This window comes from Bradyrhizobium sp. 14AA (assembly GCF_054185205.1).
Map to the genome: position 1 here is coordinate 74,758 of NZ_JAVAYM010000017.1, position 13,994 is coordinate 88,751.

The 13,994-nt window shown below is 65.5% G+C and carries 12 protein-coding genes; all 12 read left to right on the forward strand.

The genetic code is table 11. The features are described from left to right. Positions 1-82: 82 nt before the first annotated feature. The 12 genes from RAD15_RS27290 (at position 83) to mmsB (ending at position 13,979) form a co-directional block, all read left to right on the forward strand. The gene (locus tag RAD15_RS27290) at positions 83-1,255 is read left to right on the forward strand and encodes a fumarylacetoacetate hydrolase family protein (RefSeq protein WP_458181307.1); all 1,173 of its coding nucleotides are present in this window, start codon (positions 83-85) and stop codon (positions 1,253-1,255) included. 414 nt (positions 1,256-1,669) lie between these two features. Then, entirely contained in the window at positions 1,670-2,635 is a 966-nt protein-coding gene (gene ytfQ / locus RAD15_RS27295; protein ID WP_458181308.1) for a galactofuranose ABC transporter, galactofuranose-binding protein YtfQ, read from the forward strand. 117 nt (positions 2,636-2,752) lie between these two features. Continuing rightward, positions 2,753-4,297 carry a sugar ABC transporter ATP-binding protein gene (locus RAD15_RS27300; RefSeq protein WP_458181309.1) on the forward strand — a complete coding sequence of 515 codons (1,545 nt, stop codon included), beginning with the start codon at positions 2,753-2,755 and terminating at the stop codon, positions 4,295-4,297. Then, positions 4,294-5,286 (forward strand): ABC transporter permease, encoded by a 993-nt coding sequence (locus tag RAD15_RS27305; protein ID WP_458181310.1) that lies wholly within the window; start codon positions 4,294-4,296, stop codon positions 5,284-5,286. Before RAD15_RS27300 ends, RAD15_RS27305 begins: the two co-directional genes overlap by 4 nt. Next, positions 5,283-6,263, forward strand: a complete 981-nt coding sequence (gene yjfF, locus RAD15_RS27310; RefSeq protein WP_458181311.1) for a galactofuranose ABC transporter, permease protein YjfF — start codon at positions 5,283-5,285, stop codon at positions 6,261-6,263. Before RAD15_RS27305 ends, yjfF begins: the two co-directional genes overlap by 4 nt. Continuing rightward, the gene (locus tag RAD15_RS27315; RefSeq protein WP_458181312.1) at positions 6,260-7,036 is read left to right on the forward strand and encodes a FadR/GntR family transcriptional regulator; all 777 of its coding nucleotides are present in this window, start codon (positions 6,260-6,262) and stop codon (positions 7,034-7,036) included. Before yjfF ends, RAD15_RS27315 begins: the two co-directional genes overlap by 4 nt. Next, the gene (locus tag RAD15_RS27320) at positions 7,033-7,959 is read left to right on the forward strand and encodes a Gfo/Idh/MocA family protein (RefSeq protein WP_458181313.1); all 927 of its coding nucleotides are present in this window, start codon (positions 7,033-7,035) and stop codon (positions 7,957-7,959) included. Before RAD15_RS27315 ends, RAD15_RS27320 begins: the two co-directional genes overlap by 4 nt. Before the next feature lie 2 nt (positions 7,960-7,961). Continuing rightward, positions 7,962-9,038: an aldose epimerase family protein gene (locus RAD15_RS27325; RefSeq protein ID WP_458181314.1), complete on the forward strand. Its 1,077-nt coding sequence runs from the start codon at positions 7,962-7,964 to the stop codon at positions 9,036-9,038. After that, positions 9,038-9,916: an SMP-30/gluconolactonase/LRE family protein gene (locus tag RAD15_RS27330; protein ID WP_458181401.1), complete on the forward strand. Its 879-nt coding sequence runs from the start codon at positions 9,038-9,040 to the stop codon at positions 9,914-9,916. The genes RAD15_RS27325 and RAD15_RS27330 overlap by 1 nt, the downstream gene beginning before the upstream one ends. A 72-nt stretch (positions 9,917-9,988) precedes the next feature. Beyond that, entirely contained in the window at positions 9,989-11,062 is a 1,074-nt protein-coding gene (gene chvE, locus RAD15_RS27335) for a multiple monosaccharide ABC transporter substrate-binding protein (RefSeq protein ID WP_458181315.1), read from the forward strand. Positions 11,063-11,214: 152 nt separating this feature from the next. Next, positions 11,215-12,792 (forward strand): multiple monosaccharide ABC transporter ATP-binding protein, encoded by a 1,578-nt coding sequence (gene mmsA / locus RAD15_RS27340; RefSeq protein WP_458181316.1) that lies wholly within the window; start codon positions 11,215-11,217, stop codon positions 12,790-12,792. Then, the gene (gene mmsB / locus RAD15_RS27345) at positions 12,789-13,979 is read left to right on the forward strand and encodes a multiple monosaccharide ABC transporter permease (protein WP_458181317.1); all 1,191 of its coding nucleotides are present in this window, start codon (positions 12,789-12,791) and stop codon (positions 13,977-13,979) included. Before mmsA ends, mmsB begins: the two co-directional genes overlap by 4 nt. Positions 13,980-13,994 lie beyond the last annotated feature (15 nt).

Here is a 13,994-nt window from a genome sequence, read left to right on the forward strand (position 1 = left end):
CCAGACGTTTATTGGTCTTCGCCAATGGGATCGGTCTGCCGTGAGAGCGGCCGATCCCAAAGAAACAGCGAGGACGCCGGCCATGACGAGTTTGACGGTTAAAGACCTTCTCCCCGAGGATGGAACGAAGGGAACGCTGGTCGGCCGCGTCTGGCTGCCGCAGGCGAACGGTCCAGCCGTGGTCGCCGTGCGCACTGAGGGCGTATTCGACGTCACCGCCAAATTCCCGACGATCAGCGCCCTCTGCGAAGAGGACAGTCCGGCCAATGCGCTCGCCGCGGTCAAGGGCGAGCGCATCGGCGATCTCGAAGCCATCGTCGCCAATACCGCGCCCGATGGCCGCGACCCGAAGAAGCCTTGGCTGCTCGCGCCCGTCGATCTCCAGACCCTGAAGGCCGCCGGCGTCACCTTCGCGATCTCGATGCTGGAACGCGTGATCGAGGAGCGGGCGAAGGGCAATCCGGCCTCGGCCGAAGCGATCCGCCAAGAAGTGACGCGGCTGATCGGCGACGATCTCTCCAAGCTCAAGCCGGGCTCGGATCAGGCGATGCACCTGAAGCAGGTGCTGATCGACCAGAACGCCTGGAGCCAGTATCTCGAGGTCGGCATCGGCCCCGATGCCGAGGTCTTCACCAAGGCGCCGACCATGTCCTCGGTCGGTACCGGCATGGACGCCGGGCTGCATCCGAAGTCGACCTGGAACAATCCCGAGCCCGAGCTCGTGCTGTTCGTCTCCAGCCGCGGCAAGATCGTCGGCGGCGCGCTCGGCAACGACGTCAATTTGCGCGACTTCGAGGGCCGTTCGGCGCTGTTGCTGTCGAAGGCGAAGGACAACAACGCTTCCTGTTCGATCGGTCCGCTGCTGCGCCTGTTCGATGACAGCTTCACGCTCGACGATGCGCGCAAGCTCGACATCAGCCTGAACGTGACGGGCGCGGGCGGTTTTGTCCTCGACGGCCATTCCTCGATCAGCAAGATCAGCCGCGATCCGACCGATCTGGTCGAACAGACCATCGGCAAGGTCCATCAATACCCTGATGGCTTCGTGCTGTTTCTCGGCACGATGTTCGCACCCGTCAAGGATCGCGACGCGCCGGGGCAGGGTTTTACGCACAAGCGCGACGACATCGTTACCATCGCCGCGCCGGAGCTAGGCAAGCTCGTCAACCGCATGCGCACCAGCGACGAGTGCGAACCCTGGACCTTCGGCATCGGTGCGCTGATGAAGAACCTCGCGCAGCGCAAGCTGATCTAGCGCCCGTTCGGTTTTAATTCGAACAAGACAATTTGTGGAAGGTCGTCATGCCCGGGCCTGTCCCGCCTGCGCGGCCGAAGCCGCTTCGGCGAGGCGGAGGCCCGGGCATCCACGTTCTTCGTGCCGCGTGGCAAGGCGTGGATGGCCGGGACAAGCCCGGCCATGATGGGTGGGCGCCAGCCAAGGTGCACAAATTTCCTTCATCCCCTCGTTGCATCGACGGAACAAAATCGCTCTGGGCGTGTCATCTGTCTGCCCATCGCGCCAAGCCGCGCCTTTCCGCAAATAGTCAAATAATATGACTATACGGAACCATTCTTCCGTGAAATAGTGCCTCCCGCCGCCTCAAAGGACGGCCTTTAGGTGCCATGTTACCGAACGGCGCCAGAGATAAACATTTGGGAGACACGCCTGATGACCCTCAAAGCCCTCTTTGCGGCCAGCGCCACCACCGCCTTGCTGCTCGCGCTGCCGGCGAATGCCGCCGAGCTCACCATCGGCTTCTCGCAGATCGGATCGGAATCCGGCTGGCGCGCGGCCGAGACCTCGGTCTCCAAGCAGGAGGCCGCCAAGCGCAAGGTCAATCTCAAGATCGCCGACGCCCAGCAGAAGCAGGAGAACCAGATCAAGGCGATCCGCTCCTTCATCGCGCAGAACGTCGACGCGATCTTCCTCGCGCCCGTCGTTTCGACGGGGTGGGATTCTGTGCTGAAGGAAGCCAAGGAGGCCAAGATCCCGGTGGTGCTGCTCGACCGCGACATCGATCCCTCCGGCAAGGAGCTCTATCTCACCGCCGTCACCTCCGACAGCGTGCATGAAGGCGAGGTCGCCGGCGACTGGCTCGCCAAGACCGTCGGCGGCAAAGCCTGCAACATCGTCGAATTGCAGGGCACGGTCGGCGCCAGCGTCGCCGCCAACCGCAAGAAGGGTTTTGACACCGCCATCGCCAAGCATGCGAACCTGAAGGTGGCGCGCAGCCAGACCGGCGACTTCACCCGCGCCAAGGGCAAGGAGGTCATGGAGAGCTTCATCAAGGCCGAAGGCGGCGGCAAGTCGATCTGCGCCGTCTATGCGCACAACGACGACATGATGGTCGGCGCGATCCAGGCGATGAAGGAAGCCGGTCTCAAGCCGGGCAAGGAGATCCTCACCGTCTCGATCGACGCAGTCCCCGACATCTTCAAGGCGATGGCCGCCGGCGAGGCCAATGCCACCGTCGAGCTGACGCCGAACATGGCGGGCCCCGCGCTCGATGCGATCGCGGCCTTCAAGGCCAAGGGTACGGTGCCGCCGAAATGGATCCAGACCGACTCCAAGCTCTACACCGCCGCCGACGATCCGCAGAAGATCTACGACAGCAAGAAGGGCCTCGGTTACTGAGGCGAGCGCATTGCCGGACCGCGCCTTGTGGTCCGGCAACCCCCTTCGAAACCGCGGCGCGAACGACTAGGCTGGGTGTCCGCAGCATAAGCGGACGCTGGTGGGAGTGAATTTGCCATGCAGAACGGCCCCGATCCTGCTCTGCCCCTTCTTGAGGTGCGCGGGATCAGCAAGAGCTTCGGCGCCGTGCGCGCGTTGCAGGAGGTCGACTTCACGCTGCGCGCCGGCGAGATCCATGCGCTGCTCGGCGAGAACGGCGCTGGCAAGTCCACGCTGATCAAGGTCGTCACCGGCGTGTTCCCGCGCGATGCCGGTGTCGTCAGGATCGGTGGCGAGGAGATCGCGCCGCGCTCGGCCAAGGCTGCGCTTGGGGCCGGCATCGCCACCGTCTACCAGGAGGTCAATCTGCTGCCGAACCTCTCGGTGGCGCAAAACCTGTTCCTCGACCGCCAGCCGATGCGTTTCGGCATCGTGCGCGAGGGAGAGATGCGCCGCCGCGCAAAGGCATTGCTTGCGGATTTCGGTCTCGACATCGACGTCGCCGCGCCGCTCGGCAACTATTCGGTGGCCATTCAGCACGTCACCGCGATTGCGCGCGCGGTGGATCTCTCCGCGCGCGTGCTGATCCTGGACGAGCCGACCGCGAGCCTCGACCGCCACGAGGTCGAAATTCTCTTCGGCATCATGCGCCAGCTCGCCAGGCGCGGCATCGGCATTGTCTTCGTCAGCCATTTCCTCGACCAGGTCTATGAGATCTCCGATCGCATCACGGTCTTGCGCAACGGCCGCCTGGTCGGCGAGCGCGAGACCGCCTCGCTGCCGCGACTCGAGCTGATCCGGCTGATGCTCGGCCGCGAGTTGGCCGAGAGCACCAGCGTTCGGGCCTCTGCCGGCGAACAGAAGACGCGCGAGGTCTGCGCCAGCTTCGAGAATTACGGCAAGGCCGGCTATGTCGCCCCGTTCAATCTCGAGCTGCGCCACGGCGAAGTCGTCGGTCTCGCCGGCCTGCTCGGCTCGGGCCGCACCGAGACGGCGCGGCTGGTGTTCGGCGCCGAGCGCGCCGATCGCGGGCAGGCGAGGGTGGAGGGCGTGCCGGTGCGGCTGCAGTCGCCGCGCGACGGCGTGCGCCACGGCTTTGGCTATTGCCCGGAGGAGCGCAAGACCGACGGCATCGTCGCCGAGCTCACGGTGCGCGAGAACATCGTGCTCGCGCTCCAGGCCAAGCGCGGCCTGCACCGCCCGCTGTCGCGCCGTGAGCAGGACGAGATCGCGCGCCGTTACGTCAAAATGCTCGACATCCGCCCGCCCGATCCAGAGCGTCCTGTCGGCCTGCTGTCCGGCGGCAATCAGCAGAAGGTGCTGCTGGCGCGCTGGCTCGCGACCTCGCCGCGGCTGCTCGTGCTGGACGAGCCGACGCGCGGCATCGATGTCGGCGCGCATGCCGAGATCATCCGCCTGATCCGCGAGCTCTGCGACGACGGGCTTTCGCTGCTCGTGATCTCCTCCGAGCTCGATGAGATCGTGACCTATTCCGATCGCGTCGTCGTGCTGCGCGACCGCGCGCATGTCGAGGAGCTCGAAGGCGAGGCGATCGACGTCGGCAACATTCTCGCCGCCATTGCCGCCGATAGCGTCGCTGTTGCGCTCGAGGCCCACACATGACAGCGCTGTTGCCGCGCCGCGGCGTCGCCCAGATCCTGGCGCTGATCGTCATCCTCGCGGTCGACCGCGTGGTGTCGCCGCAATTCTTCGACCTGCGCCTCCAGGACGGCCGTCTGTTCGGCAGCCTGATCGACGTGCTCAACCGCGGCACGCCGGTGGCGCTGCTCTCGCTCGGCATGGTGCTGGTGATCGCGACGCGCGGCATCGATCTCTCGGTCGGTGCGATCATGGCGATCTCGGGCGCGATCGCCGCGAGCCTCGCCGACAGCCACGGCCTAGCGGTCGTGCTGGCCGCCGCGCTTGGCGCCGGTCTTGTCTGCGGCTTGTGGAACGGCTTCCTCGTGGCGGTCCTCGGCATGCAGCCGATCGTGGCGACGCTGATCCTGATGGTGGCGGGACGGGGCATCGCCCAGCTCATCACCGAGGGGCGCATCGTGACCTTCTCCTCGCCCGATCTGGTCTGGCTCGGCAATGGCTCGGTGCTCGGCCTGCCGGTGCCGGTCGCGATCGCGCTCGGCATGCTGATCCTCACCGGCGCGGTGGTGCGCGGCTCGGCGCTCGGGCTCCTGATCGAGGCGACCGGCGGCAACGCGCGGGCGAGCGATCTGGCCGGCGTCGGCACCCGCGCCATGATCCTGTCGGTCTATGTCTGGTGCGGTGTCTGCGCCGCGCTCGCCGGCGTGATTGCGGCGGCCGACATCATGGGGGCGGATGCCAACAATGCCGGCCTCTGGCTGGAGCTCGATGCCATCCTTGCGGTGGTGATCGGCGGCACCTCGCTGTTCGGCGGCCGCTTCAGCCTTGTTCTCGCCGTGTTGGGTGCGCTGATTATCCAGACCATGAATACCGGCATTTTGCTGTCCGGCTATCCGCCCGAGTTCAACCTGCTGGTCAAGGCGGTGGTGGTGCTCGCGGTGCTGTTGTTGCAATCGCCGAAATTCTCGGGTCTCGCCGGGATCGCCGCGCGGCTGCGGAGGACGAAAGCATGAAAGGCCTGCCGCCGGTCCTCATCACGGCCATCGTGCTCGTTGCGGGCTTCGCGCTCTGCGCGGTGCAGTTCCCCAACATCGCCTCGACCCGCGTGGTCGGCAATCTCCTCACCGACAACGCCTTCCTCGGCATCGTCGCGACCGGAATGACCTTCGTCATCATTTCCGGCGGTATCGATCTCTCGGTCGGCTCGGTGATCGGCTTCACCACCGTGTTCGTGGCGCTGGCGATCGAGCGCTGGGGCGTGCCGCCGCTGGTCGCCTTCGTCGCCGTCCTGGCGCTGTCGGCGGCCTTTGGCGCGGCGATGGGGGCGGTCATCCATGTCTTCGATCTGCCGCCTTTCATCGTGACGCTCGCCGGCATGTTCCTGGCCCGTGGCGCAAGCTTCCTGCTCTCGACGGAATCGGTGCCGATCACCGCGCCGGTCTATTCCACCGTATCGGACTTTGCCTTGCGCATGCCCGGCGGGGGCCGATTGACGGCGGTTGCGATCATCATGCTGGTGATCGTGATCGGCGGCGCCTTGCTGCTGCATCTCACCCGGTTCGGCGCCAACGTTTATGCGCTCGGCGGCAGCCGGGCGACCGCAAGCTTGATGGGCGTTGCCGTCGGCAAGATGACGATAAAAATCTACATGCTGTCGAGCCTGCTCGCAGGCATTGCCGGCATCGTGTTCTCCTTCTACACCAGCGCCGGCTACTCGCTCTCCGCCGTCGGAGTCGAGCTCGACACCATCGCGGCCGTCGTGATCGGCGGCACGCTGCTCACGGGCGGGCAGGGCTCGGTGATCGGCACCTTCCTCGGTGTGCTGATCCAGGGCCTGATCCAGACCTACATCAATTTCGACGGAACGCTGTCGAGCTGGTGGACCAAGATCGCGACCGGCGTCCTGCTCTTCGCCTTCATCGCCTTGCAGCAGGGGTTGGTGGCGCTGGCGCGCCGGCCGGTGGCGAAGAGCGTGGGAGCGGCCTCATGACCTCACGCATCGTCGTCATCCCGACGCGGCGGGCCCATTCCAATCATGCGGAAGTGGCCCGCTCGATCGGCGTCGACATCATCGCCGGCCGTTACGCGGAGGGCACGCGCCTGCCGGGTGATGCCGAGATGATCGCGATGTTCGGCGTGTCGCGGCCGGTGCTGCGGGAGAGCGTGAAGACGCTGGTCGCCAAGGGCCTGCTCACCACCAAGGCGCGGGTCGGCACCGTCGTGCGCGAGCGCGCCGCCTGGAACATGTTCGACGCCGACGTCTTGGCCTGGCACCTGGACGCCGGCATCGACAAGCGTTTCCTCAACGACCTCGCCGAGATCCGTCTCGCGGTCGAGCCGCGCGCGGCCGCGCTCGCGGCGAAGCAGCGGTCGGAAGCTGACATCGCCGAGCTGCGCCGCAGCATGGAGCGCATGCGGCTCGAAGCCTCCGATTCCGTCGGCTTTGCTGATGCCGACCTCGCGCTGCACGTGGCCGTGGCGCGCGCCTCCGGCAATCTGTTCATGCGCTCGATCGGACACGTCATCGAGGCCGCGCTTCGCGCCTCGTTCCTGCTCAGCGCGCCGGTCGAGGCGGAGGACCGCGAGACGGTGCTGCTCTGGCACCAGAAGATCGTCGATGCGATCGCGGCGGGCGATGCCGACGCCGCCTCGGAGGCGATGGTCTATGTCATTCACAACGGCATGAGCCGCCACGATGATACGGTGATCGAGACCGCGCCGGCCGGGACATTGCCATCCGCGGAATCCGGAGAAAGATCGTGACTGAGCTTCGCATTGCCATCGTCGGTTTCGGCAAGATCGCGCGCGACCAGCATGTCGGCGCGATCGCCGCGGTGCCGGGCGCGACGCTTGCGGCCGTTGCGAGCCGCAACGCCTCGTTGCCGGGATTGCCGCATTTTGCCACCATCGAGGAGTTGCTGGAGAAGGGGCCGCCGATCGATGCGGTGTCGCTCTGCACGCCGCCGCAGGTGCGCCGCGCCCAGGCGGTGGCCGCGCTCGCCGCCGGCAAACATGTGATGCTGGAGAAGCCGCCCGGTACCGGTGTTGCCGAGCTCGATCCGCTGATCGCGATGGCGGCGGAGATGAAGCGCACGCTGTTTGCGACCTGGCATTCGCGCCATGCGCCGGCGGTCGAGCCGGCGCGACAATGGCTCACGAAGCGATGTATCAAGTCGGTGCACATCAACTGGAAAGAGGACGTTCGCGTCTGGCATCCCGGGCAAGGCTGGATCTGGGAGCCGGGCGGGCTCGGCGTGTTCGACCCCGGCATCAATGCGCTGTCGATCCTGACCAAAATCCTGCCGAAGCCGGTGTTCGTCACCGCGGCCGAGCTCGCCTTTCCCGCCAATTGCCAGGCGCCGATCGCCGCGAACCTGCAGCTCGCCGACATCGACGGCCTTGCTGTTACCGCCGAGTTCGATTTCCGCCAGACCGGACCGCAGAGCTGGGATATCCTCGTCGAAACCGATCAGGGCGGGCTGACGCTGTCCGGCGGCGGCAGGCACATGGCGATCGACGGCAAGACCGTTGCCGAGGCGCCCGATGAGGAATATCGGGAGCTTTACCGGCGCTTCGTCGCGCTCGCCGCAACAGGCGCGAGCGACGTCGACCTGGCGCCGCTGCGTCTGGTCGCCGACGCCTTCCTGCTCGGCAGGCGCACGATCGTCGAACCGTTTGTGGATTGATCATGGCTGGCTCGAAAACAACAAAAGACGTCTTCGGAACACTGCCTGACGGTCGCAAGGTCGAGCGCGTCGTGCTGCGCGGCGAGGGCGGCTTCGAAGCGCGCATCATCACCCACGGCGCGGTGATCCAGGCGCTGGTTGCGCCGGATGCGAAGGGCGGTCACGACGACGTCGTGCTCGGCCATGACGCGTTCGCCGGTTATCTCGCCGAACGGAAGTTTCTAGGCGCCACCGTCGGCCGCTATGCCAACCGCATCGCCAAGGGACAGTTCTCGCTAGACGGCGAGACGGTGCAGCTTCCCGTCAACAACGGCCCGAACGCGCTGCATGGCGGCCTCGACGGATTCGACCGCAAGCTCTGGACGATCGCGGAGATCGACGAGGGCGCTGCACCCGCGGTGACGCTCACTTATACGAGCCCGCACGGCGAAGAGAACTATCCCGGCCGGCTCGACGTCCGCCTGACCTATCGCGTCACCGGCCCGACCGAGCTGTCGCTCTCCATGGAGGCGCGGACCGATCGACCGACCATCGTCAACCTGACCAACCACAGCTTCTTCAATCTGGAAGGCGCCACGTCAGGCACGCCCATTCTCGATCACAAGCTGACGGTCGCCGCCGAGCATTTCCTCGCCATCGACCCCACCGCCATTCCGCTGCCCGGACCGCCGCGCGCGGTGGCCGGCACTCCGTTCGACTTCCGCGAGCCGCGTCCCGTGGGCCAGCGCATCCGGCAGAGCGACGAGCAATTGCGCAACGGCAGAGGTTACGACCACACCTACTGCCTCGCGCGCGACGGCAAGCTTGCGCTCGCGGCGCGGCTGGAGGCGCCACGCTCGGGCCGCGTCATGGAGCTGTTGACCGACCAGCCCGGCTTGCAAGTCTATTCCGGCAACTATCTCGACGGCACGATCTCGGGGAAGGGCGGCAAGCTCATCCGGCAATCGGACGCCATGTGCCTGGAGCCGCACATCTGGCCCGATGCGCCGAACCGACCGGATTTTCCGAGCCCGCGCCTCGATCCCGGCGGAGTTTATCGGCATCACACGGTCTATCGCTTCGGTGTGAGGTCCTCATGATGGAACAGGTACCGACGTCCGTTCTTTCGGACGATCCCTGCCATCTCGGCGAGGGGCCGACCTATGACGTGACCACCGACACCGCCTGGTGGTTCGACATTCGCGAGGGACGCCTGTTCGAGGCGCAGCTCGGCAGTGGCAGCATCCGCGTCCACGTGCTCGGCCGGATGGCGAGCGCGCTCGGGCGCATCGATGCCGCACGCCAGTTGATCGTCACCGAGGACGGGCTTTACATCCGCAGGCTCGCCGACGGTGCGATGACGCTGTTCCTTCCGCTCGAAGCGGACAATTCCGCCACGCGCTCCAATGATTGCCGCGTGCATCAGTCCGGCACGTTCTGGATCGGGACCATGGGCAAGAAGGCCGAGCCGAAGGCGGGGGCGATCTACGCGCTCAATCGCGGCAAGATCTCGACGCTTTTTCCCGGCATCAGCATCCCCAATTCGATCTGCTTCTCGCCGGATGGCGCGATCGGCTACTTCACCGATACCCCGCGCGCCGTGCTCTATGCCGTGCCGCTCAATCCCGCGACCGGCCTGCCGCGTGGCGAGCCCGAGGTGCTGCTGCGTCACAGCGGCATCGGCGGCCTCGACGGCTCGGTGTGCGATGCCGACGGAAACATCTGGAACGCGTGCTGGGGCGCGAGCCGCATCGATGTCTACTCTCCGCAAGGCGAGCGCCTGCGCTCGCTGAGCGTGCCGGCAAAGCAATCGAGTTGCCCCGCTTTCGTCGGGCCGGATCTGTCGCGTCTCCTTGTCACCTCCGCCTGGCAGGACATGGATGCAACGGCGCGCGCCGCCGATCCGCAAGCCGGCTGTACCTTTCTGTTGGAGGCCTCCGCGCGCGGTCGTGCGGAGCCCGACGTCAAGCTCGCATAGGAGACCTCATAGCAACCGACCTCCGTTCGCGACGAAACGAAGAAACTGTCTGACACCCAAAGGGAGTGAAACATGCTGAAACTGAAGACCACATTCCTAGCGCTGGCGCTGGCCGGTGCCGCGACGATGGCCACGGGCCTCACCGCCTCCGCCCAGGACAAGGCGACTGTCGGCATCGCCATGCCGACGAAGTCGTCGGCGCGTTGGATCGACGACGGCAACAACATGGTCAAGGTGCTGAAGGAGCGCGGTTACAACACCGACCTGCAATATGCCGAGGACGACATCCCGAACCAGCTCTCGCAGGTCGAGAACATGGTGACCAAGGGCGCCAAGGCGCTGGTGATCGCCGCCATCGACGGCACCACGCTGTCCGACGTGCTCAAGCAGGCGAAGGCAAAAGGCATCACCGTGATCGCCTACGACCGCCTGATCCGCGGCACGCCGAACGTCGACTATTACGCCACCTTCGACAATTTCCAGGTCGGCGTGCTCCAGGCGGAATCGATCGTGCAGGGCCTCGGCCTCAAGGACGGCAAGGGTCCCTTCAACATCGAGCTGTTCGGCGGCTCGCCCGACGACAACAACGCCTACTTCTTCTACAACGGCGCGATGAGCGTGCTGAAGCCCTACATCGACAGCGGCAAGCTCGTCGTCGTGTCCGGCCAGATGGGCATGGACAAGGTCGCGACGCTGCGCTGGGACGGCGCAACTGCGCAGGCCCGCATGGACAATCTGCTCAGCGCCTATTACGGCAACAAGAAAGTGAACGCCGTGCTGTCGCCCTATGACGGCCTCTCGATCGGCATCATCTCCTCGCTGAAGGGTGTCGGCTACGGCAGCGCCGATCAGCCGATGCCTGTTATCTCGGGCCAGGACGCCGAGGTCCCCTCGATCAAGGCGATGCTGCGCGGCGACCAGTATTCGACCATCTTCAAGGACACCCGCGATCTCGCCAAGGTGACCGCCGACATGGTCGACGCCGCGCTTGCCGGCAAGCAGGTCACGGTCAACGACACCAACACCTACGAGAACGGCGTCAAGAAGGTGCCGTCCTATCTGCTCAAGCCGGTCGTGGTGTACAAGGACAATTGGGAGAAGACCCTGGTCGACAGCGGCTACTACAAGAAGTCGCAGTTCCAGTAGGATATTGAGTGCTCCGTCGTTCCGGGGCGCCCGAAGGGGCGAACCCGGAACCTCGAGATTCCGGGTTCGATGCTCCAGGCCGCGCTTCGCGGTCCTGTTGCATCGCCCCGGAATGACGGCGGAGGGGTAAACGTTCCAAGGATACCAGTGCCATGACCGCCATGCTGGAGATGCGCAACGTCAGCAAGAGCTTTGCCGGTGTGCAGGCGCTGCGTGACGTCAATTTCTCGGTTCACGCCGGGCAGATACACGCGCTCGTCGGAGAGAACGGCGCCGGCAAGTCGACGCTGATGAAGGTGCTCAGCGGCGTCTATCCGGCGGGCAGCTACGAGGGCACCATCGTCTTCGAGGGCGAGGAGCGGCGCTTCCGCGACATCAACGATTCCGAGGCACTCGGCATCATCATCATCCACCAGGAGCTGGCGCTGATCCCGCTGATGTCGATCGCGGAAAACATCTTCCTGTCGCATCCGCCGTCCAAATTCGGCGTGATCGATCGCGACGAGGTGTACCGGCGCACGCGCGAGCTGCTCGCGCAGGTGGGCCTGAAGGAATCCCCGGATACGCTGATCACAGATCTCGGCGTCGGCAAGCAGCAGCTGGTCGAGATCGCCAAGGCACTCTCCAAGCGGGTGCGCATGCTGATCCTGGACGAGCCGACCGCGAGCCTCAACGAGGCCGACAGCGCCGCGCTGCTCGAACGCCTGATGGCGTTCCGCGAGCAGGGCATCGGCTCGATCCTGATCTCGCACAAGCTCAACGAGGTTTCCAAGGTCGCCGACCACATCACCGTGCTGCGCGACGGACGCACCGTCGACAGCATCGATTGCCGTGCCGAGCCGATCCAGGAAGACCGCATCATCCGCAGCATGGTCAATCGCGATATGGCTCACCGTTTCCCGGAGCGTAGCGCGAAGATCGGCGAGCCTGTGCTCACCGTCGGGAACTGGTCGGTCTATCACCCCATCCATCCCGAGCGGCAGGTGATCAAGAGCGTCGACTTCAGCGTGAAACGCGGCGAGGTCGTGGGCATCGCCGGACTGATGGGCGCCGGCCGCACCGAATTCGCCATGAGCCTGTTCGGCCGTTCCTGGGGCACCAATATCAGCGGTCATATTCGGCTCGAAGGCAGCGAGATCGTGCTGCCGAGCGTCGCGGCCGCGATCGATGCCGGCCTTGCCTATGTCACCGAGGACCGCAAGCAGCTCGGCCTGATCCTCGCCGACGACGTCCGCAAGAACATCACGCTGGCGAGCCTCGACCAGGTTGCGCCGGGCAGGGTGATCGACGACATCGCCGAGCTGAAGGTCGCCAGCGACTACCGCAACCGGATGCGCATCCGCTGCTCCGACGTCTATCAGGAGACCGGCCAGCTCTCCGGCGGCAACCAGCAGAAGGTGGTGCTGTCGAAATGGCTGATGACCGACCCCAAGGTGCTGATCCTGGACGAGCCGACCAGGGGCATCGACGTCGGTGCCAAATACGAGATTTACTGTATCATCAACGAGCTGGCCGAAGCCGGCCGCGGCGTCGTGGTGATCTCCTCGGAGATGCCCGAGCTGCTCGGCATCTGCGACCGCATCTGCGTCATGAACGACGGCGCCTTTGTCGGCGAGTTCAAGGGGACGGACGCGACGCAGGAGAAGATCATGCGTGCCATCATGCGCAACCAGAGAAGCAACGGAAACAGCGTGCCTGAGGCCGCGGAGATGAGAGGATCGCAGCCATGACCGACAAGACGGTTTCGCTGCCCGAGGAGCGCCGGCACGGCAGCTTCATCAAGAACAATCTGCGCAACTACGGCATGCTGATGTCGCTGATTGCGATCATGCTGTTCTTCCAGGTGATGACCGGCGGTACGTTGCTGCAGCCGCTCAACCTCACCAATCTGGTGCTCCAGAACAGCTACATCGTCATCATGGCGCTGGGCATGCTGCTGGTGATCGTCACCGGCCATATCGACCTGTCGGTTGGCTCGGTCGCCGGCTTCGTCGGCGCGGTGGCCGCCGTGCTGATGGTGAGCTGGAAGGTCGACTACACGCTCGCCTTCATCGCCTGCCTGCTGCTCGGCGCTGCGATCGGCGCGGCGCAGGGCTATTGGGTGGCCTATTTCAAGATTCCGTCCTTCATCGTGACGCTGGCGGGCATGCTGGTGTTCAAGGGCCTCGCGCTCGCGGTGCTGCAGGGCCAGTCGCTCGGACCGTTCCCGCCGACGTTCCAGAAGTTGTCATCGGGCTTCATTCCGGAACTGCTGCCCGAGGCCGGCACGCTGCATCCGACCTCGATGCTGATCGGTGCCGTGCTCGCGCTCGGTCTCGTCTATGCCAGCGCCAAGGGAAGGTCGCGCGAGCAGGCGCACGGCATCGAGGTCGAGCCTTATGCGTTCTTCCTGGGTAAGAGCGTTCTGCTCGCCTGCGCGGTGCTCTACTTCACCTACCTGATCGCCTCGCATCGCGGCCTGCCCAACGTGCTGGTGATCATGACCGCGCTGATCGCGCTCTACGGCTTCGTCACCCGCCGCACCGTGATCGGCCGGCAGGTCTATGCGGTCGGCGGTAATGCCAAGGCGGCAAGCCTGTCGGGCATCAAGACCGAGCGGCTGACCTTCTTCACCTTCGTCAACATGGGCGTGCTGGCCGCGCTCGCCGGCCTCGTCTTCGCCGCGCGCCTCAACACCGCGACGCCGAAGGCGGGCCTCGGCTTCGAGCTCGACGTCATCGCCGCCTGCTTCATCGGCGGCGCGTCGGCCTATGGCGGCGTCGGGCGCGTCGGTGGCGCCGTGGTCGGCGCCATGATCATGGGCGTGATGAACAACGGCATGTCCATCCTCGGCATCGGCATCGACTACCAGCAGGTCATCAAGGGCCTGGTGCTGCTCGGGGCAGTCTGCATCGACGTGTACAACCAGCGGCGATAGTCGACGATCTCGTAG